The sequence below is a fragment of the Sulfitobacter noctilucicola genome (assembly GCF_000622385.1).
In the GTDB taxonomy this organism is placed as follows: Bacteria; Pseudomonadota; Alphaproteobacteria; order Rhodobacterales; family Rhodobacteraceae; genus Sulfitobacter; species Sulfitobacter noctilucicola.
In genome coordinates this window covers 1,333,198-1,356,010 of the sequence record NZ_JASD01000008.1, presented here as the reverse complement: position 1 = coordinate 1,356,010, position 22,813 = coordinate 1,333,198, and the positions used below count along the sequence as shown (strand labels likewise).

Here is a 22,813-nt window from a genome sequence, read left to right as displayed (position 1 = left end):
TTCCTAACGCCGTTGAAACGCTGGTGAAGCAAGGATCAGGCCAATACCCTCTGCCTGTGTGGCCGCCGCATTTGCGGCAAACACGACCGTTGACGGGGCTGCATCGCCCAACGCCGTTTGTACAAACTCACGCGGATCAGGCAGTTCATCGACCAGACGCGCAGGTGTATTCATGGCCCACTGCATCCGCTCCGCAATGCCTTGCGGGGTGACCCAGGCGGTGTCTTCTTCGGCAAAACCATCCGGTCCTGCCGCTTGATACCATTTCTGGCCCATTTTCTGCAAAGGAGCCATAAACAGCTGCTGGGTTTGCTGGCGGTTCAATCCCGTTAACGTTGTTTCTGAGACGTTCAAAGACCGTAATGATGCGCTGATAAATTCGTCCGGTGTGCGCATATTTGTAGAGGGCAACGCCCATGCGGCATCATGCTCCAACAACGCTTCATAACAAGCCATCAGGTTGCCATCGGTGTGCGTGTAGCTGTCCTGAATGTGCGCGATCAGTCCTTCGGGGGGCGCGTCAGAGACGAAATGGACCGCGATTTTCGTAGCGATATGCCGCGCTGTGGCGGGATGTAGTGCCAGATCGGTTAGTGCTGCTTTCACCGTCGCGAGGCCGGACTTGCCCCCGTAGGTCCGCCCCAACAGTGTTTCAGCACCAGGCTCGGACATGACCGGGCGGAATTTGAAACCCAGATCCCGAGTGAGCGACAATCCGGTAAAGAGCTTTGCCAGTTCACGCACATCGTTCTGATTATACGGCCCGTCCACCCCAAGCGTATGAAGTTCCATTACCTCCCGCGCGAGGTTTTCATTCAGGCCGCGCGGTCTTTTGGACCGCTTTGCAAGGCGGCTGTTTGGTCCGGTGGAAACATTCTGATCCAGATAGCTCAGCATCACAGGGTGTGTGACACAATCAATTAACATCTGCGCAAACGTGCCGGTTACATTCGGGCGGATCGCTTCGTCGACGTAGGCGGGGACTGCCAGTCGCAAAACAGCATTGGCCCCGACCACGGTAAAATGATCTGCCCAGAAAGCGACCAATCGTTCGCGAAAACCATGCTGCGCGGTGATGCGCCGCATCTGATGGCGTTGGAACCACGATGCATGTTCTTTGTACAAATCGCGAATAATTTTTCTGGCTTTGGCCGTGGCGGCTTTGCCTTCTTCGGTGGTGTCATTCTTGGCACCGAACTGGCGAAACCGCCTGCGCAGCACGTGGGCATCCTGCAGGTAGCGGTAGGGTGGAAAGGGATATTTCTCAACGGCAACATCCGGCCCTCGCAGGGTATCGAGCATTTCTTGAACGGACTGGGGCTGGGCAATGCTTGAATTGCGCCCGTAACCGAAGCGGTGTTCGGCCAGAAACGGATCGAATGTCACGCCGTCATTCCCTGTGCATCAGTGCTCTATCGTACAATATAGGCACCTGCCGGGCTTTGCGCACAATAAATCTGAGGGGCAGGTCAATTCTTGCCTACATCGCGGGAACTCTTGACCTCACAGACGCGTTCTTTGCTCAAACCCGAGAGGAAACGACATGCCCAACATTTATGAAGCGATCAAAGCAGACCATGACGAGCACCGTACCCTGCTCAACACTTTGGCTGAAACGAGCGGCGACAGCGAAGAGCGGCAGAAGGCGTGGGATAGCTTTTACCACGATGTGAAGTCACATGCCGCCGCGGAAGAAGAAACGTTCTATTCAAAACTGATATCCGAGACCTGGGGACAGGACGCTGCACGCCACTCCGTCCACGAGCATCAACAGCTGGATGATCTGATGGAAGAGCTGAACGAGATGGACATGTCATCGCCGGGTTGGCTGACCAAGTTCAAAACCCTCAAGCATGATTATGAACATCACATGGACGAAGAAGAAGACGAAGTCTTTACCCGTGCCCGTGAAGTGATCGGCGCTGAAAAGAACAACGATTTCGGTGCAAAGTTCGAAGCGCGCAAGAAGGAAGAGCGCGGCTTGATCGAAGAAAAAAAGGAAGACAGTCTCGAAGACTGATCCTCAAATGCAAAAAGGGCCGCATCGCTGCGGCCCTTTCTTTTTATTCCTGCGGGATTACCCGCAGACCCAGCTCCATGAGCTGATCCGAGGTCGGATCGCTTGGGGCGTTCATCATCAGATCTTCGGCGCGCTGGTTCATCGGGAACAGGATGACTTCGCGGATGTTCTGCTCGTCTGCAAGTAGCATGACGATGCGATCGATGCCTGCTGCACAGCCGCCGTGCGGCGGGGCACCATACTGGAACGCGTTGACCATACCACCAAAACGCTTGCGGACTTCGTCTTCGCCGTAGCCGGCAATTTCAAAGGCCTTGAACATGATTTCCGGCTTGTGGTTCCGGATGGCACCTGACACCAATTCGTACCCGTTACAGGCCAGATCGTATTGATAGCCCAACACCTTGAGCGGATCACCCTCAAGCGCTTCCATGCCACCCTGCGGCATTGAAAACGGGTTGTGTTCAAAATCAATCTTGCCGGTCTCTTCGTCTTTTTCGTAGATCGGGAAATCGACGATCCATGCAAAGGCAAAGCGGTTCTTGTCCGTCAGGCCCAGTTCGTCACCGATCACTGTGCGCGCACGGCCCGCAACGCCTTCAAAGGCTTTCGGCTTGCCGCCAAGGAAGAACGCAGCATCACCGACATCCAGCCCAAGCTGCTGACGGATCGCTTCCGTCCGCTCAGGCCCGATGTTCTTGGCCAATGGTCCGGCGGCTTCCATGCCACCTTCGACTTCGCCGGATTTCAGCTTGGCCTGCGCTTCTTTCACAGTGATGCCCAATTCCTGTGCAACCGCATCCGCTGTCTTTTCACGCCAGAAGATATAGCCCATTCCGGGCAATCCTTCTTTCTGGGCAAAGGCATTCATGCGGTCACAGAACTTGCGACTGCCGCCTGTGGGTGCGGGGATTGCACGAATTTGGGTGCCTTCCTGCTCCAGAAGCTTAGCAAAGATCGCAAAGCCCGACCCAGCAAAATGCTCTGACACGACTTGCATCTTGATCGGGTTACGCAGGTCAGGCTTGTCCGAGCCATACCAAAGCGCCGCGTCCTTGTAGGAAATCTGTTCCCACGTCTGATCGACCTTCCGGCCACCGCCAAACTCTTCGAAGATGCCACCAATAACCGGCTGGATCGTGTCGAACACGTCCTGTTGAGTGACAAAAGACATCTCAAGGTCGAGCTGGTAGAAATCCGTGGGCGACCGGTCCGCACGGGGGTCTTCGTCGCGGAAACAGGGCGCGATCTGGAAGTATTTGTCGAAACCCGACACCATCAACAGTTGCTTGAACTGCTGAGGGGCCTGCGGCAACGCATAGAATTTGCCGGGGTGCAGACGGCTTGGTACCAGAAAGTCACGTGCGCCTTCAGGCGATGATGCGGTAATGATCGGTGTCTGGAATTCCTTGAACCCCTGGTTCCACATCCGCTGACGCATGGAGCTCACAACATCCGACCGCAAAACCATGTTCTTTTGCATCTTCTCGCGGCGCAGGTCGAGATAGCGGTACTTCAAGCGAGTCTCTTCGGGGTATTCCTGTTCGCCAAAGACCATGAGCGGCAGCTCAGCCGCACTGCCCAGCACTTCGATGTCGCGCACAAAGACTTCGATCTCGCCTGTCGGGATCTTGCTGTTAATCAGGTCCGCATCGCGCGCCTTCACCTCGCCATCGATACGGATACACCATTCGGAGCGCACCTTTTCGACCTCTTTGAAGACGGGGCTGTCTGGATCGCACAGAACCTGCGTCATGCCGTAATGGTCACGCAGATCGATAAACAGGATCCCACCGTGATCGCGTACGCGATGAACCCAACCGGACAAACGAACTTTGTCGCCCTTGTTGGAGAGGTTAAGATCGGCGCAAGTATGACTGCGATAAGCGTGCATGAAGGTCCCTTTCGGCGGGCTGAATTGATTGGCGCAGGTACACCTTTTGATCGCGAAGAAGTCAAGGGCGCAGGGCTTTTGCGCCAGCCTTTTGGGGTTTGGCACATTAAATCGCGGGGCCTTTTACTGCTTGGCCTTGGACGAACCTCCGATCCTTGTAGATTACGGGCGAACGTTGACGGTCGCCAGCGCGGCTTGTTCCCGACCCGGCATGAAGACAGGCAATCCTAAACAGCGAACTCCCTGAGATTTGGCTTTCAAATATCGTGCTTTTTTTCATATGCTCAGAGGCATTATTTAACGGAGCATACATCATGGATTTTTCAGACGTATTTAGTAACGCCTTTTCAGCATTCGGTACTATCGGATCATACAGTGGTTTGACCCCACCGACATCTTCAGATGATATTTTGAACCTTACCGTCGGAGATTACAGAGCGCTTCTGAACAGCGCAGAAAGTGCCCTCGCCACGCTCGACAGCAATCTGTTCGCAGGCTTTCTTAATAACCCGCAAGTGCTGGAAGGGCTCGACGCGGAAAGTCGCGCCCTGATCGAGAACTTCGCCAACGGCGACTTCGCAATCGTGCGCGACCCGATCGAGCAAGCCCGCGCCGCTGTTGCATCTTTCTCTGACGATACAATCCTGCGTGATGTATTCGACGGACTTGACCCAACGGGGAATTCCTCCGCCGAGGTGGAGCGCACCTTTACAGAGGCACAGACAGAACTCGCCGATCTGCTTTGGAATGATCAGGACGGCATTTTCAATTCGCCTACCTTCTCCATCGATCTTGGAACGGGGTCATGGTTTGCACAGACATCCACCGGACAGAACGCTTACGGCGGTAGCACCCTCGCCGAATTTTATACTCAATTGGGCGAGGCGGTCAGTTACTCGATCATGTCCTTCATCGGATCGAGCGATAGCATCGTTGGCCAGTTGCTGGATCAGGGAGCCACATCCGCTACTTTCGGCAGCGCGCAGGCCGCGTCACAGGCCGCGGCAACACAAGCCTTCAGTACGCTGCAGGACATCGGCAATCAGATCAGGTCACAAGATGGCACGGACCCAGCACAGATCGAAGCGACCGCAACAGCGCAATTTAATGAACTGTTTACAGCCATTACTTCGATCCTTCCGGGCGTGAGCGACGAGTTTAACAACTTCATCCTTGGCTCGCGCAATTCCGACCCAAGCTTCATCGTGAGCATGGACGGGGATGTGAACGGTTCAGAGCACGGGGATTGGTTCTATCTCTCAAAGGCGAACAACATCTTTGACGGGGCCGAGGGCGCGGATTTGCTATTTGGTCTTGAGGGAAATGACAGCCTGTCTGGCGGTTCGGATGCGGACCAACTCTTCGGCGGCCTTGGCGATGACATGCTAAACGGTGGTTTTGGTGACGATGCGCTTAGCGGTGGCTTGGGCAACGACAGCGCGGTCTTTACCGGAAATCAAAGCAACTACACGCTCACTTTCAGCAAAGCAGGCACCACCATCACTGATCGGCGCGCTGGTCAGGATGGAACGGATGCGCTCGTAGGGATCGAGAACCTGCAATTTGCGGACAGCGCTTTTGACATCGGTATCCGCTCTGGTGCAACGGACCTGTCAGCCGCAGATTTTGCCGCAATTGCCGAGCTCTATATCGCCTACTTCGATCGCGCACCCGCGTCCAAGGGCTTGATGTATTGGGCCACGCGACTTGAGGATGGTATGACGCTTCCGGAAATAGCCGAGAGCTTTTTCGTGCAACCGGAAACGCAACGGACCTATGCGTCGTTCCTGAACGAGGACGGGAATATCATCGACACTACAGCCTTTGTGACCGCAGTGTTCTCCAATGTGTTGGGACGGGAACCATCGGGTCCTTACTGGATCAATGAACTAAACGATCCCAACAGCGAAATCACGCCCGCCACCTTTATTCTGGCTGTGTTGAATGGTGCCAAGGCTGTAACAGGCGGTGCTGCGGATGCAGCCTATCTGGAGGCGAAGACAGATCTTGGTGTCTATTTCTCCGCCATCAAGGGATTGTCAGAGTATGACGACACCGTCGCTGTTATGGAAATGTTCGATGGCAGCTCGGCAAGTGTAACGTCAGCGATTGCAGAGATCGACCGCCTCCACACAGATGCGCTCAATGCGGATACTGGCGAGTTTCTGATCGAACTGGCTGGCGTCATCGACGACCCCTTCGCAATCGTATGAAGTATGCCGCTGCGGCAACGCGCTTTGACGTCTCTGCAGCGGCTAACCACTCCGATGGCCAGCTCCAAATGGGATTTGGCTTACACCATTTGACGCGATGTCGCGTGCGGATATGCAAACCGATCGTGTTTCGTCATTTAATGATTTTGTAATTGGTTGCGGGAGTAGGATTTGAACCTACGACCTTCAGGTTATGAGCCTGACGAGCTACCGGGCTGCTCCATCCCGCGCCAAAGCGCTGAGCGACCTCGAGATTTCAGGTTATGAGCCTGACGAGGTTTGTTTTTAAGGCGCGGGTTGCTCTGTCCTGCGTCTTTTTTGCCTTCAGGTATGTAGTACTGGAGGCCTATTGAACATCGAAGAGAGATACGTATTCAGAGGACTTATTAGGTTTGGCGATGACCTACTCTCCCACGTCTTAAGACGCAGTACCATCGGCGCTAAGGCACTTAACGGCTGGGTTCGGGATGGGACCAGGTGTTTTGCTCTCGCTATGATCACCAAACCGAATAAATTCTCTGAATGTCCAAGTCATGTACATCTAATGTACTGTGTATGCTTTTTGATAAGTCTGTAGAATCTTGCTTCTACTGGATCAAATCAAGCCTATCGAGCAATTAGTACCAGTCAACTGAACGTATTACTACGCTTACATCTCTGGCCTATCGACGAGGTGGTCTACCTCGGCTCTCAGGGATACCTTGTTTTGAGGGGGGCTTCCCGCTTAGATGCCTTCAGCGGTTATCCTGTCCGATCATAGCTACCCAGCACTGCTATTGGCATAACAACTGGTCCACCAGTGGATCGTTCACCCCGGTCCTCTCGTACTAGGGGCAACTCCTCTCAAGTATCCTACACCCACGGAAGATAGGGACCGAACTGTCTCACGACGTTCTAAACCCAGCTCACGTACCTCTTTAAACGGCGAACAGCCGTACCCTTGGGACCTGCTCCAGCCCCAGGATGAGATGAGCCGACATCGAGGTGCCAAACACTGCCGTCGATATGGACTCTTGGGCAGTATCAGCCTGTTATCCCCGGCGTACCTTTTATCCGTTGAGCGATGGCCCTCCCACTTGGGACCACCGGATCACTATGGCCGTCTTTCGACTCTGCTCGACTTGTCAGTCTCGCAGTCAGGCTGGCTTCTGCCATTGCACTCAACGAGCGATTTCCGACCGCTCTGAGCCAACCTTCGCGCGCCTCCGTTACGATTTAGGAGGCGACCGCCCCAGTCAAACTACCCGCCACACAGGGTCCCGGATCCGGATAACGGACCGCGGTTAGACATCAAGCAGAACAAGGGTGGTATCTCAAGGGAGGCTCCACCGAAACTGGCGTTCCGGTTTCAAAGCCCACCACCTATCCTGCACATGTTCGGCCTAATGCCAGTGTGAAGCTGTAGTAAAGGTGCACGGGGTCTTTCCGTCTAACCGCGGGAAACCTGCATCTTGACAGGTAATTCAATTTCGCTGAGTCTATGTTGGAGACAGCGGGGAAGTCGTTACGCCATTCGTGCAGGTCGGAACTTACCCGACAAGGAATTTCGCTACCTTAGGACCGTTATAGTTACGGCCGCCGTTTACCTGGGCTTCAATTCAGAGCTCTCACCCCTCCTTTTAACCTTCAGGCACCGGGCAGGCGTCAGACCCTATACGTCGTCTTGCGACTTCGCAGAGCCCTGTGTTTTTAATAAACAGTCGCCACCCCCTGGTTTGTGCCCCCAGCCCCTAGTTGCCTAGGAACCGGGCCTCCTTCTCGCGAACTTACGGAGGTATTTTGCCGAGTTCCTTCAACATAGTTCTCTCAAGCGCCTTGGTATTCTCTACCAGTCCACCTGTGTCGGTTTAGGGTACGATCTAGCGATGGAGCTATTTCCAGGAACCTCTAAGCAGCCCATTCAATCCGATAAGGATGAACTACCCTCGAGATCCGTCACTTCCATCTGGCCCAGGAATATTAACCTGGTTCCCATCGACTACGCCTTTCGGCCTCGCCTTAGGGGTCGGCTTACCCTGCTCAGATTAGCTTTAAGCAGGAACCCTTGGACTTTCGGCGAGAGTGTTTCTCACACTCTTTGTCGCTACTCATGTCATCATTCTCACTAGTGATCTCTCCACCGGATCGCTTACGCGCCGGCTTCACAGAAAGCTCCTTGTGTCCAATTCTTCCCGAGGGAAGATAAGGACACATGGAACTATGTCACACTACGCTCTGCTACCATGCAATAAATGCATCCTCAGCTTCGGCTCATGGCTTGAGCCCCGTTACATCTTCGCCGCAAGACAACTTATTTAGACCAGTGAGCTGTTACGCTATCTTTAAAGGATGGCTGCTTCTAAGCCAACCTCCTGGTTGTTTTGGTCGTCTCACCTGCTTTCCCACTTAGCCATGAATTAGGGGCCTTAGCTGGAGGTCAGGGTTGTTTCCCTCTTCACGACGGACGTTAGCATTCGCCGTGTGTCTGCCATCTAGTACTCCTCGGTATTCGGAGTTTGGTTAGGATCAGTAAGCCTGTGGGGCCCCATTACCCATCCAGTGCTCTACCCCCGAGGGTATTCGGATGACGCTCTACCTAAATAGATTTCGCAGAGAACCAGCTATCTCCGAGTTTGATTGGCCTTTCACCCCTAGGCACAGCTCATCCCGATCTTTTTCAACAGATGTGGGTTCGGTCCTCCAGTAAGTGTTACCTTACCTTCAACCTGGCCATGCCTAGATCACTCGGTTTCGGGTCTGATCCCACGAACTCAACGCCCTATTAAGACTCGCTTTCGCTACGCCTACACCTAACGGCTTAAGCTTGCTCGTGAGACCAAGTCGATGACCCATTATACAAAAGGTACGCTGTCAGGGCGTAAAGCCCCTCCAACTGATTGTAGGCGTTCGGTTTCAGGTACTGTTTCACTCCCCTCGTCGGGGTGCTTTTCACCTTTCCCTCACGGTACTGGTTCACTATCGGTCAGTAAGGAGTACTTAGCCTTCGAAGGTGGTCCTCCGATCTTCAGACAGAATTTCACGTGTTCCGCCCTACTTAATACGTCCAATCATGCTTCTTATACGGGACTATCACCCACTCTGGTTGCGCATTCCAACGCATTCTAACCACACTCATGGCTCGGCTGGTCCCCGTTCGCTCGCCGCTACTAGGGGAGTATCAATTGATTTCCTTTCCTCCGGGTACTTAGATGTTTCAGTTCCCCGGGTTTGCTTTTCTAAACCTATATATTCAGTCTAGAAATACCTGGTTTACCTCATTATTAGCTGCTCATTGCTGAGCAATAATAACAAAGTATCAGGTGGGTTGCCCCATTCAGAAATCCATGGATCAAAGCTTATTCTCAGCTCCCCATGGCTTATCGCAGAGTATCACGTCTTTCATCGCCTCTTACTGCCAAGGCATTCACCAAACGCCCTTTTCGCGCTTGATTTGATCCAGAAAAAGCAAGACTTCCTTAACGCCCTACCGCTTCGCTACTTGAGGGCTATTTACACCCGCAACCAACGTTGCTGCATAAGACAGAAGGCATGCGCGACCCTCAGAAGCTGGTAAGAAACTGGGGGCCCTTATTCTGGTCAAAAGCATACTTTTTCCCGCCCACTCATTCGAGTGGACAACGAGAGATGCAGATAGGTGTCAGCCGTGCGGGCAAACACCGTCATCTCTCTGGTTAGTGTACTTGACTTGGACAACACGTTCGTTTCAGTCGCGATATGCCTAAAAGACCGAGGAAACAGTCCGATAAGCACCGGCTTCAAAAGAAGCAGCAACTGAGATCAATCACCCTACTCGGTGCGATCAAACAGTGTTGTTTGTTACTTTAAGATTACTCTCAAAGTAACTGTATCTCTCTTTACGATGTCAATTCGTCTGTAGAACAGACGTTCAAACATTCAGCGAATGCTTGAAGATGTGTTCTACTAAGTAATGGTTCTCATCGCTACTTTGTAGCAATTGCCACCGATGCCTTTCCGAAGGAAAATCTTGGTGGAGCCTAGGAGGATCGAACTCCTGACCTCCTGAATGCAAATCAGGCGCTCTCCCAGCTGAGCTAAGGCCCCAGTTGATTTTGCAAAGCAAAATCGACGTCGCGCAAACAGCGTATTGCGAAGCAATGCGCGAGTTGCGCCAGAGGCCATCTCGTGATCTCCGCTTCGCGAAGACACTGCCTGGCCAACGACTTTTGCCTCCGGCAAAATGTCTTGGTGGGTCGAGGAGGACTTGAACCTCCGACCTCACGCTTATCAGGCGTGCGCTCTAACCACCTGAGCTACCGACCCAGTTGATTTTGCTAAGCAAAATCGACGTCGCGCATACAGCGTATTGCGAAGCAATGCGCAAGGTGCGCCACGGGGTCGTAACCATTGCAACCCTTCTCGTGATCTTTGCTACGCAAAGACACTGCCAGGGCGACGCGCCTCACTGCGTGAGACGCTTGCTGAAGAGATATGAGGACGGCTCGGTCCGTAGGTGACATCCGAAGATGTCCCTAAATATGGTCAGTTTTGTTTACTGACCTGCTAAGTGTTCCACGAGTATGAACAAGTTCATGCTGCTAGGAACATCCTTAGAAAGGAGGTGATCCAGCCGCAGGTTCCCCTACGGCTACCTTGTTACGACTTCACCCCAGTCGCTGATCCTACCGTGGCCGCCTGCCCCCCGAAGGTTAGCGCAGCGTCGTCGGGTAGAACCAACTCCCATGGTGTGACGGGCGGTGTGTACAAGGCCCGGGAACGTATTCACCGTGTCATGCTGTTACACGATTACTAGCGATTCCGACTTCATGGGGTCGAGTTGCAGACCCCAATCCGAACTGAGACAGCTTTTGGGGATTAACCCATTGTCACTGCCATTGTAGCACGTGTGTAGCCCAACCCGTAAGGGCCATGAGGACTTGACGTCATCCACACCTTCCTCCCGCTTATCACGGGCAGTTTCTTTAGAGTGCCCAGCCGAACTGATGGCAACTAAAGATGTGGGTTGCGCTCGTTGCCGGACTTAACCGAACATCTCACGACACGAGCTGACGACAGCCATGCAGCACCTGTCACTGCGTCCCCGAAGGGAACGTACCATCTCTGGTAGTGGCACAGGATGTCAAGGGTTGGTAAGGTTCTGCGCGTTGCTTCGAATTAAACCACATGCTCCACCGCTTGTGCGGGCCCCCGTCAATTCCTTTGAGTTTTAATCTTGCGACCGTACTCCCCAGGCGGAATGCTTAATCCGTTAGGTGTGTCACCGAACAGTATACTGCCCGACGACTGGCATTCATCGTTTACGGTGTGGACTACCAGGGTATCTAATCCTGTTTGCTCCCCACACTTTCGTACCTCAGCGTCAGTATCGAGCCAGTGAGCCGCCTTCGCCACTGGTGTTCCTCCAAATATCTACGAATTTCACCTCTACACTTGGAATTCCACTCACCTCTCTCGAACTCAAGACCAGGAGTTTAGGAGGCAGTTCCGAGGTTGAGCCTCGGGATTTCACCCCCTACTTTCTGATCCGCCTACGTACGCTTTACGCCCAGTAATTCCGAACAACGCTAACCCCCTCCGTATTACCGCGGCTGCTGGCACGGAGTTAGCCGGGGTTTCTTTACCAGATACTGTCATTATCATCTCTGGCGAAAGTGCTTTACGACCCTAAGGCCTTCATCACACACGCGGCATGGCTAGATCAGGCTTGCGCCCATTGTCTAAGATTCCCCACTGCTGCCTCCCGTAGGAGTCTGGGCCGTGTCTCAGTCCCAGTGTTGCTGATCATCCTCTAAAACCAGCTATAGATCGTAGACTTGGTAGGCCATTACCCCACCAACTATCTAATCTAACGCGGGCCGATCCTTGTCCGATAAATCTTTCCCCCGAAGGGCGTATACGGTATTACTCATCGTTTCCAATGGCTATTCCGTAGACAAGGGTACGTTCCCACGCGTTACTAACCCGTCCGCCGCTCGCCCCGAAGGGTGCGCTCGACTTGCATGTGTTAGGCCTGCCGCCAGCGTTCGTTCTGAGCCAGGATCAAACTCTCAAGTTGAAATGATGTTACCATCATATCCTTGACGTCGAACCTCTGCACATCGACCATATGACCTTACTGAAATCATATGGCGTCTTTCTGTTTGATGTACTTAAAGTTACCAAAGTAACCGAAAGCCACTCAAACAGTGAAGCTGACACTAAATCATCGGCCGAAGCCTATTAGCGCGATATACAGACGTTGATCCATCGAATGAACCAAACCGCCCACATATCTCTTCAGATATCAAATTTTCAAACAACGTAGAGACAAAAGAAACTGGATGCGCCCTAAACATTCGGCGCGCCCCGCCTCACTACCTCTGAATTTCTCTTCTTACCGTCCCGACTTTCTGTCTGCGTTTCCGCTTCCGTCTGGTCCGTCCGGCGTCCCGTTGGAGCGTCTCTGCTCGTCCGGTAAGGGGGGTTCTACGGTTAGTGGCTGAGACCCGCAACCCCTTTTTTCAAGAAATGCGAATTTTTTATGACAGCTTCATTTTTAATATAAAAACAACGGTTTATGCCCGGATTATTTCACAAGCAGGCTCAGCAGCGCAGCTTTATTGCTCTTACCATGGGTCACGCAAATGCATCGGCAAAGCACATGTTGTGTTATCCACAGAGCTATCCCCAAGTTTGGATGAGACTCAGTGTGTTTGCGCCAACATTTCGAGCGTGAATCGCCAAAATCCGACTCGGTTATGGTCGGGCCATCGGGAAATGGGTGCTAGCGAAGCAGTCTTTTATACCGCAGCGCCAGCAAAGCTAGAATCACAGCCATATAGATGAGGGGTTCAAGCTGAATGCCCTTCACCAACCAGATGAAATGCACGCCGCCTAGCACTACGGCTATATAAGTGAGTTTGTGCAGCTTACGCCAACGTGGTCCCAGCCTGCGTACCGACCAGTTGTTAGAAGTGAGCGCAAGCGGAAGAAGAAGAACGAACCCTGCCATCCCTATAGTAATGTAAGGACGCTTTATAATGTCCTCGATAACGCGTCCTATTGTCTGCACATCCAATAGCGCCCAAACCAAAAGGTGCAGCGCCACATAGGTGAACGCCAGAACGCCAAGAGTGCGGCGGAATTTGATAAGGTTGATATGTGTGTACTGCCGGAGAGGACTGACGCACAAACCGGCGATCAGAAGCTGAAGGGCTATTTCGCCATACTTATGTTCGAGCGGTTTAACCGGATCAGGGCCAAGTCCGCCCGAGAGCGCCAGATAGAATGTGTAGGGCGCGGGCAGAAGCAGGATAAGATAGACAACCCATGTAGGAACACGGCGGGCAGCCGCGTTTATCCGGTCGATCATCGTCCGCTCCCCATCCGTGCTGTATCGTATCGTCGCACAGATAACCTCAGAAGTTCGCCTTCAGGTCCATGCCTTCATACAGCCCTGCCACTTCTTCTTCGTATCCATTGAACATCAGTGTCGGCTGACGCTTGGCGAAAAGGCCGCCCCCTACCATCCGCTCAGAGGCCTGCGACCAGCGCGGATGGCTAACCTCGGGGTTCACATTACTATAGAAGCCGTATTCCCGGGCATTCGCTTTGTTCCAGCTGGTCGGCGGCTCTTTGTCCGTGAGGGTAATGCGCACAATCGACTTGATGGATTTGAACCCGTATTTCCACGGCACAACCAACCGCATCGGTGCACCGTTCTGGTTCGGGATGTCCTTACCATATATACCCGTCGCCATGATCGTCAGCGGATGCAGCGCTTCGTCCAGACGCAGACCTTCGACATAAGGCCAGTCCAGCGCGGGGAACCGGACTCCGGGCATCTCGTCAGGACGCAGGGCGGTTTCAAACGCTACATATTTTGCTTCGTACTGTACGCCGGCCATCGCCAGCAGGTCCGCCAGCTCGAACCCGTTCCAAGGGATCACCATCGACCAGGCCTCTACACAACGAAAGCGGTAGATACGTTCCTCGATCGTCATCGCATCCATAATGTCGGCCATGGCGTAATCACCGGGCTTGTCGACCAGACCGTCAATCTTGACTGTCCAAGGGCTCGTGGTCAGGGAGTGCGCGTTTTTGGCAGGATCGCCCTTACCCGTCCCGAACTCATAGTAGTTGTTATATTGTGTAATATCCTCGTAGGCGTTGGGCTCCAGCGTATCTTGTGCCAGCGCACCTGTCGCCACACCGGCAAGACCTACACCTGCGGCCAATCCCGCCATAAGCTGCCGACGGTTCAAGAATGCAGCATGCGGCGTGACATCTTTATGCGTCAACGTGTTCTTCCAGCGATAGGCCATGACTACGGTCTCCTCATATCTATTGGGATTTAGGTAGGTCGCGGTTGTCCCGTCACCAAATTAAAAGGCACTACATTACACAAAACACACCGGAATGTGCGCTGGCATACCTTTAAGGGCCGTGTGTGCCACCGGTCACAAATGGGTGAGCGCTACTAGACGACCGGTCTATTATGATCTAATTCACGTTTATGAGCGAACAAACCAAATCCGATCTGAAGCGTCAGCATATTCTGGACACCGGACGCGCCCTTGTCATCAAGCATGGCTTTGGCGGCGTCGGCATTGCCCGACTGCTGAGTGAGTGCAACATCCCCAAGGGGTCGTTCTACTATTACTTCCCGTCGAAAGACTCGTTCGGGCAAGCGCTGCTGCAAGACTATGTAGCCGAATACCTGACACGTTTTGATGCATTGGTTGCGGGCACAGGCACGGCGGGCACAAAACTCACTACGTTTTGGTCCGCCTGGCTGGCCAATACCGGGACCGAAGGGATTGCTACCCAGTGTTTGGTGGTAAAACTTGGGGCGGAGGTAGCGGATCTATCAGAAGATATGCGCGTGATCTTGGATGATGGCGTGACCAGACTGGTCAGCCGGATCGCTGATCTGCTGCGTGAAGGTGCGACTGATGGTTCGGTCCGCACCTTTGACGATGCCGATGCAACAGCACGGATGCTCTATGCGAAATGGCTCGGTGCGGCCATTCTCGCGAAACTTTCCCGCACACAAATACCCTTGGAACAAGCGTTGGTCGAAACCGTCCAACGTCTGGCTCCTCACAACACCTAAGGAAAATACAATGAAAGCTGCAATTCACGATACATTCGGGGAACCTGCTGACGTTCTCAAATCCGCCGACGTGGCCAAACCTGCCCCCGCAGCGGGCGAAGTGCTGGTCAAGATGACGCTGTCCCCCATCCACAATCACGACCTTTGGACCGTGCGCGGCAACTATGGCTACACGCCCGAACTGCCCGGCGCGATCGGCGGGACAGAAGCGCTCGGCACGATCGAAGCCGTCGGCGAAGGTGTCGACGAGGCAATGATCGGCAAGCGCATCACCATCGCGGGCATCCACGGAAGCTGGGCTGAATACTTCACCGCGCCTGCCACCGGTGTCCTGCCCCTGCCCGATGTGATCAGCGACACGGTCGGCGCGCAGCTGATCGCGATGCCGTTCAGCGCAATTTCCCTGCTTGAAACACTCAAGGCGAAAAAGGGCGATTGGATCGTACAGTCTGCGGCCAATGGTGCCGTTGGTAAGATCATGACCGTGCTGGCGAAATCGCGCGGTATCAACCTGGTGAACCTCGTGCGCCGCCCCGAAGCGGTGAAAGAACTCGAAGACATGGGAATCGACAACGTGCTGTCCACGTCTGAGGACGGCTGGATGGATAAGGCACGCGCCCTGACTGGCAAGGCCGGTGCGGTATCCGCCATCGACTCCGTTGGCGGGGATCTCAGCAGCGATTTGGTTGATCTGCTAGGACTGGACGGCGAACTGGTTGTGTTCGGCACGGCGACAGGTGCGCCCATGCCACTCTCCTCAGGTGCGCTGATCATGAAGCACATCACCGTCAAAGGCTTCTGGGGCTCGCGCGTCAGTGGCGATATGGACCCGGACGAGCGTAAGCGCCTGATCACCGAACTGGTGACATTGGCCGCAACGGGTGAATTGACGCTGGAAGACGGCGGCACCTACCCACTGGACCAAGTGACAGACGCAATGAAAGCGGCGCTGACACCGGGCCGCGCGGGCAAGGTCATGTTGAAGGGCTAATTCAGCCTACTCAAACCTTTCACAGAAAAACAAAAGGCCGGGGAAATCCCCGGCCTTTTTTCGTGTAGTATATAGTGTGCGCCTTAATGCACGGTCGCATCATCCGGCTTGGGCCGGTTGCTGGCCGCGATACGGTCGCCGATGATCAGGCCATCGGCACCTGCTGTGACCTTGATAAGATCGCCGTCACGCACATCGCCCGACAAAAGCATTTCTGCTAATGGGTCCTGCAACGACCGCTGGATCACCCGCTTGAGCGGACGCGCACCAAACACCGGGTCATAGCCGTCATCCGCCAGCCACTTCTTGGCTGCATCATCCAGCGACAGATCGATCTTGCGCCCCGCCAATCGCTTGAGCAAACGCGCAAGCTGAATGTCCACGATGCCTGCCATGTCTTCGCGTGCCAGACGATCAAAGATGATCGTCTCGTCCAGACGGTTCAGGAACTCAGGCCGGAAGTGCGCCCGCACCGCATCCATTACGTCGCGCTTTGCCTGTGCCATGTCACCGCCATCGGGCAGTTGGCTCAGCGCTTGCGCACCAAGGTTCGACGTCAGAATGATCAGCGTCTGCTTGAAATCGACCGTGCGGCCCTGACCATCGGTCAGCACACCATCGTCCAGCACCTGCAACAGCACGTTGAACACATCCGGATGCGCTTTTTCGACCTCGTCGAACAGCACAACCTGATACGGACGACGCCGTACAGCTTCGGTCAGCACACCACCCTCATCATAACCGACATAGCCGGGAGGGGCACCGATCAGACGCGCAACCGCGTGTTTCTCCATGAACTCAGACATGTCGATACGCACCATCGCATTGTCATCGTCAAACAGGAACTCGGCCACGGCCTTGGTCAGCTCGGTTTTACCCACGCCGGTTGGCCCAAGGAACAGGAACGACCCAAGCGGACGGTTCTCGTCATTCAGACCCGCACGCGCACGGCGCACCGCATTGGCAACCGCCTTAACAGCAGAATCCTGTCCGATAACTCTGGCGTGCAACTGGTCTTCCATGCGCAGAAGCTTGTCGCGCTCACCTTCCAGCATCTTGCCTGCCGGGATACCGGTCCAGCGTTCAACGACGCTCGCGATCTGGTCAGGGCGCACGGCCTCTTCGACCATCACACTATCCTCATTGGATTCCGCAGCCTCAAGATCTTTCTCCAACTGGGGGATCACGCCGTAAGAAAGCTCACCCGCTTTTGCGAGGTTACCTTCACGTTTGGCGATATCCAGATCAGCCCGCGCGCGGTCCAGCTTTTCCTTGATGTCACGTGCACCGGCCAGCTTGTCACGCTCGGCCTGCCATGCGGCAGTCATCTCGGCTGAACGCTCCTGCAAATTGGCAAGGTCCTTCTGCAAAGTCTCAAGGCGGTCTTTCGACGCTTGATCATCCTCTGCCTTCAGGGCCTCTTCCTCGATCTGCAATTGCAGGATTGAACGGTCCAACGCATCCAGTTCTTCCGGCTTGCTGTCCACTTCCATGCGCAAACGGCTCGCCGCCTCGTCCATCAGGTCGATGGCCTTGTCCGGCAGAAAGCGGTCGGTAATATAGCGATGGCTCAACGTGGCAGCTGCGACCAGGGCACTATCCGAGATGCGCACACCGTGGTGAAGCTCGTACTTTTCCTTAATGCCGCGCAAGATAGACACGGTGTCTTCGACCGTAGGTTCCTGCACAATCACAGGCTGGAACCGCCGCGCCAAAGCCGCGTCCTTTTCAACGTGCTTGCGATACTCATCCAGCGTGGTTGCGCCAATGCAGTGCAGCTCGCCGCGCGCCAGCGCAGGTTTCAGCAGGTTGGACGCATCCATCGCACCATCCGCTTTACCGGCACCGACCAGCGTGTGCATCTCATCGATGAACAGAATGATCTCGCCCGCCGCTTCGGTTACCTCGGTCAGAACCGCCTTCAGACGCTCCTCGAATTCGCCGCGATATTTTGCACCGGCGATCAACGCGCCCATGTCCAGCGACAGCAACTTTTTGTTGCGCAAGGATTCCGGCACGTCACCATTCACGATCCGCAAGGCGAGGCCTTCGGCGATCGCGGTTTTACCCACGCCGGGTTCACCGATCAGAACCGGATTGTTCTTGGTACGGCGACTCAACACCTGCATCGCACGACGAATTTCCTCGTCCCGTCCGATAATCGGGTCGATACGGCCTTCCTCGGCCCGCGCGGTAAGATCGGTGCTGTATTTCTTCAGCGCTTCATAGCCGTCTTCGGCACTCGCTGTGTCGGCGGTTCGGCCCTTGCGTACATCATTAATGGCAGCGTTCAGACCTTGAGCCGTTACCTTACCCGCCTCAAGCGCCTCTTTTGCACCGGACTTAATCATGCACAGCGCCATCAGGATACGCTCGACGGGTACAAAACTGTCGCCTGCTTTCTTAGCTACGGCTTCCGCCTCGGCCAATACCTTGGTCGTGGCATTGTCCAAATACACCTGTGCCGCATCGCCGGTCACCTTCGGCATCTTCGACATGGAAAGTGTCAATGCGTCGCGAACGCGCTTGGCGTCGCCACCCGATGCATTGATAAGATTGGATGCAAGACCCTGATCATCATCCAGCAGGGCCTGCAAGATATGCTCTGGCGTCAGGCGTTGGTGACTGTCGCGTGTTGCGATGGTCTGCGCGGCCTGTATGAAACCGCGCGATCTTTCCGTGAACTTGCTCAAGTCCATGGCATTCTCCTTTTCTATAAGCGCCCTGAATATTTTGCGCCCGCTTGGCGGCACGCAGTCTTTTTGGGCCTCAGATGATATTTGGGAACGACATTGCTGCATTCAAGAGAATTGCGGGGCAAAAACTGTCTTCCCACGAAATCCACCAAAGCAGAATACAAACTCAACACATTGATAAATATCAAATATCGTAAGTTATCCACAGAATGTGGGGCTTCTTCGAAACCAAATCGCACCTTCAAGCGTTAAATTTATGAAATGAGCACCCACATAAAGAGTGTCAAAGACCATTATTGAGGATTTCGACATGTATACTTGCCCCATTCAAATTAAAGACGTGCGGTACAATGCTGCGAGCCAGAGCTTTGAGGCCGCAGTCACCATTCATGACAACGCGACGGTTCGTACCTATGCCTGCGATTTTTCGGCACCAATGACGCTTAGCTTTGAGGATGCGGCGAAAGGGCTGAGCAAGCAGGCAGTCCGTCGCCACCAGCACCGTGGCGGATTGTTTTCCAGACTTGACCAGAAGGGCATGCGGACATCAAAACCCCACCGCAAGTTTGACCCTGTCCGCTGGCTTGAAGAAGCATTTCAATTTGCAGACAAAAAAGCGGCTTAACAGCGTTGCCTAAATATGCCTTGACCCTGCGGTTTTTCCCCTAACCGCGGGGTACTTTATTCTGCATCCTAAGGTCAGAACCCGCAAAAGGGTCAGGCACCGGAGGTGGAACGATGCAGATAAAGACAGTGGCAGCGCTGGATGTGCGCTATAACGCCGGGAGCGGCATGTTCGAAGCGCTTGTGAGCTTGCAGACGGACGATGGCATTTTCAGATATCCCTGCATGTTCGATGGAAACATCAACGTGCCGATTTCGATTGCCGCGCACCGTTTGACGCAGCAGGCAAAATCGCGACATGAGGCACGGAGCGATCTTCGTGCGTTCCGTAAATATGCAAAGACTGCACCGCACTCTGGGAACGGCAGCTTGGCCGCCTGATTATCTTGACCTTAAGGCTTCCGTGCGGCACTGCACCCTGAACCAGTGCCAGACCGGAGCCCCCAAATGTCAGATGACCGCCTGATCGTTGCCCTTGATGTCCCAAATGCTGTTGCAGGTCTCGACCTCGCGGGCAAACTGGGTGATGCGGTTTCTTTCTATAAAATCGGATTGGGTATGTTGACCGGCGGTGGGCTCGCCCTCGCCAACGAGCTTAAGCAAGAGCACGGCAAGCGCATTTTCCTCGACATGAAGCTTTTTGACATCGGCGCGACTGTCGAAGCGGCCGTGCGTGGGCTTGCGCAATTTGATCTGGATTTTCTGACAGTTCACGGCGACCCGCACGTGGTGAATGCAGCGAAGCAGGGGGCCGCGGGCAGCAACATGAAAATTCTTGGCGTGACCATCCTTACGTCGCTAGATCGTGCTGACCTAGATGCCTCCCTGATCCAACCCGGTGACATCAAGGATCTGGTGCTGACCCGCGCTGCCCGCGCGTTTGAGGCCGGTGCCGATGGTGTCATCGCATCTCCACAAGAAGCAGCCGCTATTCGCGGATTGCCAGAAGCTGTCGGTAAATTGATTGTGACGCCGGGCGTCCGGCCTGCGGGCGCCGCTCTTGGCGATCAGAAACGCGTGGCGACGCCGGAACAGGCCGTACGCGACGGCGTTGATCACATCGTTGTTGGCCGTCCGATCTGGCAGGCGGATGACCCAAAAGCCGCCGCGCAGTCCATCCTAGCAGAAATGAAATGCTGACTTTTCAACCACAGACTGTATCCGAAACGCCACAAACCCGAAATTGACCGTTCGGTCGGGAAATCCTGACTATGTGTTATGACATTCCGATGCTAGCTTTACCTTAGGTGATACTCCCCGACGAACTCAATCTTCCTGAAGTTCGTCACCTTTCCCCCCGCTTAAAGCAGCGGGGGGCTTCTTTGAGAACCTCCCCCAATTACCCGATCTTGACGCAGCTTACCCATGGGCAAATCGCCTTGAAGCCCTTAGATTAAGGGCAATCCTGCTCAAACCGGTGATCCAATGGCCGCCCTCTGCCGTGACTGTCTAAGCGAAATCCCGCAGCACCGTCGCTGTCCCGCTTGTGGCAGTCCGCGTGTATTGGCGCATCCGGAGCTTTTTGATCTTTCAATCGCACATATGGATTGTGACGCTTTCTATGCCTCCGTCGAAAAACGCGACAATCCTGCGTTAAACGGCAAGCCGGTCATTATTGGTGGTGGACGGCGGGGCGTGGTGTCGACCGCCTGCTATGTCGCTCGCATTCGCGGCGTGCGGTCCGCTATGCCGATGTTCCAAGCACTCAAGCTCTGTCCCGAAGCCGTCATCATCAAACCACGTATGGACGCCTATGTCGAAGCGTCCCGCGCCATACGCGCCATGATGGAGGAACTCACACCCGCGATTGAGCCGCTGTCGCTGGATGAGGCATTCCTGGACATGACAGGCACCGCCCGCCTGCATGGTGCGCCGCCCGCGGTGATGTTGGCGCGCCTGGTGCGGCGCATGAAGAACGAACTCGGGCTGACCGGTTCAATCGGGCTGAGCCACAACAAATTTCTGGCAAAGGTAGCCTCCGATCTGGACAAACCGCACGGGTTTTCGGTGATCGGAAAGGCGGGCACGCAGGATTTCTTGCGAGACAAACCGGTCAAGCTGATCTGGGGCGTCGGGGCCGTTACCCAAGGCGCGCTGGAAAAAGCAGGTATTCGCACGTTCTCTGATCTGCTGCGCTGGGAGAAAGAGGACTTGATCGTCCGGTTTGGCGGAATGGGAGAGCGGTTGTGGCATCTGGCGCGCGGGCAGGACCGCCGACGCATCTCCGCCCATGAGCCGGTAAAGTCGATATCCAAGGAGACAACGTTCAGCGATGATACTTCCGATGTAGACATTCTGGACGGGCACATATGGCGGCTGTCCGAGCAGGTGGCCGACCGTGCCAAAGCAAAAGAGCTTGCTGGCCGGATTGTCACCCTCAAGATCAAGCGCAGCGATTTTAGAACACTGACCCGCCGCGTGTCACTCAGTGATCCGACACAGCTGGCCGACCGCATATACCGTACCGCCCGCGCACTCTTTGACCAGCTCGACGACACCGGTCCATTCAGATTGATCGGGTGCGGCATTTCAGATCTAAGCGCTGCCGCAGAAGCGGATCTTGCGGGTGATCTACTGGATCCGCATGCGGGCCAACGCAGCAAGGCGGAACGCGCCACGGATGCCATCCGCACACGCTATGGCGCGAAAGCTATCGTTAAAGGGCGGGCGTTGCGCTAGCGCACAAAAGCCGGAATTGGGCAATCGCCACTCTCGCTTGCGTTTCGATTTCATCACGCGAAGGTTCAGACAGCGCACCAATGACCCGCCTGATCTGCCGGTCACCGACTAGCAGGCTCATGAACAACGCCCCGGCAGTGCCATGTGACGGCTTTGCCAGCGACCCGCTCTCAATCGCCGAGCGCATCAGCTCCTCGATCAAAGGCAAAACGGTTTCCCGCCCACCTTTCGCCAACGCTTTGCCCAAAGTGCCGGAGACATCAGAAGCCGCTGCCTTGTTTAACGCAATCGCACGATCGCTCAACAACATTTCGAGCAGAACCGGTGCGACTCGCTCCAGAACATCCAGAGGAGCACCCTCACCCTCCGCTGCATGCCTCAGCGCTTGCTGCACTTTCTCCGCATTGGCGCGCACCATGCTTTCGAACAGACCGGTTTTGTCGCCATACCAACGATATAAAGTTTCGTTCGACGCCTTTGCCCGCTTGGCCACAGCCAGCATCGAGGTGCCATCATAACCCGCAGCCGCGAACAGAGCATAGGCCTCGGCCTCTATCTCCCGCATCCGCGCTTCGCGTTTTTCATTCCGCATGGGCATATCCTTACCACTTGACAGGCATCCG

At 54.7% G+C, this 22,813-nt stretch carries 14 protein-coding genes, 3 tRNA genes and 3 rRNA genes; 8 read left to right on the top strand and 12 right to left on the bottom strand.

What is annotated here, in order from left to right:
- Positions 1-3 precede the first annotated feature (3 nt).
- The gene (locus Z946_RS0110365; RefSeq protein WP_025055665.1) at positions 4-1,386 is read right to left on the bottom strand and encodes a DUF1800 domain-containing protein; all 1,383 of its coding nucleotides are present in this window, start codon (positions 1,384-1,386) and stop codon (positions 4-6) included.
- A 157-nt stretch (positions 1,387-1,543) separates the two neighbouring features.
- Between Z946_RS0110365 and Z946_RS0110360 the strand changes: the two genes are divergently transcribed.
- Entirely contained in the window at positions 1,544-2,020 is a 477-nt protein-coding gene (locus Z946_RS0110360; RefSeq protein WP_025055664.1) for a hemerythrin domain-containing protein, read from the top strand.
- 43 nt (positions 2,021-2,063) lie between these two features.
- Here Z946_RS0110360 and aspS read toward each other — a convergent pair whose 3' ends face one another.
- Positions 2,064-3,914 (bottom strand): aspartate--tRNA ligase, encoded by a 1,851-nt coding sequence (gene aspS / locus Z946_RS0110355; protein ID WP_025055663.1) that lies wholly within the window; start codon positions 3,912-3,914, stop codon positions 2,064-2,066.
- Between the two features lie 314 nt (positions 3,915-4,228).
- Between aspS and Z946_RS0110350 the strand changes: the two genes are divergently transcribed.
- Positions 4,229-6,127, top strand: coding sequence for a calcium-binding protein (locus Z946_RS0110350; RefSeq protein WP_025055662.1), 1,899 nt, complete (start codon positions 4,229-4,231; stop codon positions 6,125-6,127).
- A 153-nt stretch (positions 6,128-6,280) separates the two neighbouring features.
- Here the strand turns inward: Z946_RS0110350 and Z946_RS0110345 are convergent.
- The 8 genes from Z946_RS0110345 to msrP all read right to left on the bottom strand — a co-directional run bounded on the left by Z946_RS0110345 (position 6,281) and on the right by msrP (position 14,409).
- A tRNA-Met gene (locus Z946_RS0110345) sits at positions 6,281-6,357 on the bottom strand.
- 160 nt (positions 6,358-6,517) lie between these two features.
- Positions 6,518-6,632: ribosomal RNA gene (gene rrf / locus Z946_RS0110340) — 5S ribosomal RNA — on the bottom strand.
- 91 nt (positions 6,633-6,723) lie between these two features.
- Positions 6,724-9,558, bottom strand: a 23S ribosomal RNA gene (locus tag Z946_RS0110335).
- 555 nt (positions 9,559-10,113) lie between these two features.
- A tRNA-Ala gene (locus tag Z946_RS0110330) sits at positions 10,114-10,189 on the bottom strand.
- Between the two features lie 142 nt (positions 10,190-10,331).
- Positions 10,332-10,408: transfer RNA gene (locus Z946_RS0110325), tRNA-Ile, on the bottom strand.
- Positions 10,409-10,699: 291 nt separating this feature from the next.
- Positions 10,700-12,161 (bottom strand): 16S ribosomal RNA (locus Z946_RS0110320).
- Together the 16S, 23S and 5S rRNA genes with 3 tRNA genes alongside form the textbook arrangement of a ribosomal RNA operon.
- Positions 12,162-12,869: 708 nt before the next feature.
- Positions 12,870-13,457 carry a protein-methionine-sulfoxide reductase heme-binding subunit MsrQ gene (gene msrQ, locus Z946_RS0110315; RefSeq protein ID WP_025055661.1) on the bottom strand — a complete coding sequence of 196 codons (588 nt, stop codon included), beginning with the start codon at positions 13,455-13,457 and terminating at the stop codon, positions 12,870-12,872.
- A 46-nt stretch (positions 13,458-13,503) separates the two neighbouring features.
- Positions 13,504-14,409: a protein-methionine-sulfoxide reductase catalytic subunit MsrP gene (gene msrP / locus Z946_RS0110310; RefSeq protein ID WP_025055660.1), complete on the bottom strand. Its 906-nt coding sequence runs from the start codon at positions 14,407-14,409 to the stop codon at positions 13,504-13,506.
- 191 nt (positions 14,410-14,600) lie between these two features.
- On the opposite strand from msrP, the gene Z946_RS0110305 reads away from it, so the two are divergent.
- Positions 14,601-15,200, top strand: a complete 600-nt coding sequence (locus tag Z946_RS0110305; protein ID WP_025055659.1) for a TetR/AcrR family transcriptional regulator — start codon at positions 14,601-14,603, stop codon at positions 15,198-15,200.
- A 10-nt stretch (positions 15,201-15,210) separates the two neighbouring features.
- Positions 15,211-16,191: a zinc-binding dehydrogenase gene (locus Z946_RS0110300; RefSeq protein WP_025055658.1), complete on the top strand. Its 981-nt coding sequence runs from the start codon at positions 15,211-15,213 to the stop codon at positions 16,189-16,191.
- Between the two features lie 83 nt (positions 16,192-16,274).
- Here the strand turns inward: Z946_RS0110300 and clpB are convergent, their stop codons facing one another.
- Positions 16,275-18,890 carry an ATP-dependent chaperone ClpB gene (gene clpB / locus Z946_RS0110295; RefSeq protein ID WP_025055657.1) on the bottom strand — a complete coding sequence of 872 codons (2,616 nt, stop codon included), beginning with the start codon at positions 18,888-18,890 and terminating at the stop codon, positions 16,275-16,277.
- A 277-nt stretch (positions 18,891-19,167) separates the two neighbouring features.
- Between clpB and Z946_RS0110290 the strand changes: the two genes are divergently transcribed.
- The 4 genes from Z946_RS0110290 to Z946_RS0110275 all read left to right on the top strand — a co-directional run bounded on the left by Z946_RS0110290 (position 19,168) and on the right by Z946_RS0110275 (position 22,190).
- Positions 19,168-19,512, top strand: a complete 345-nt coding sequence (locus Z946_RS0110290) for an orotidine 5-phosphate decarboxylase (RefSeq protein ID WP_241461322.1) — start codon at positions 19,168-19,170, stop codon at positions 19,510-19,512.
- A 113-nt stretch (positions 19,513-19,625) separates the two neighbouring features.
- Positions 19,626-19,892, top strand: a complete 267-nt coding sequence (locus tag Z946_RS0110285; protein ID WP_025055655.1) for a hypothetical protein — start codon at positions 19,626-19,628, stop codon at positions 19,890-19,892.
- Positions 19,893-19,958: 66 nt separating this feature from the next.
- Positions 19,959-20,651 carry an orotidine-5'-phosphate decarboxylase gene (gene pyrF, locus Z946_RS0110280; protein ID WP_025055654.1) on the top strand — a complete coding sequence of 231 codons (693 nt, stop codon included), beginning with the start codon at positions 19,959-19,961 and terminating at the stop codon, positions 20,649-20,651.
- Positions 20,652-20,936: 285 nt separating this feature from the next.
- Entirely contained in the window at positions 20,937-22,190 is a 1,254-nt protein-coding gene (locus Z946_RS0110275) for a DNA polymerase IV (RefSeq protein ID WP_025055653.1), read from the top strand.
- Here Z946_RS0110275 and Z946_RS0110270 read toward each other — a convergent pair.
- Positions 22,168-22,782, bottom strand: a complete 615-nt coding sequence (locus Z946_RS0110270; RefSeq protein ID WP_025055652.1) for a TetR/AcrR family transcriptional regulator — start codon at positions 22,780-22,782, stop codon at positions 22,168-22,170. The genes Z946_RS0110275 and Z946_RS0110270 overlap by 23 nt on opposite strands.
- Positions 22,783-22,813 lie beyond the last annotated feature (31 nt).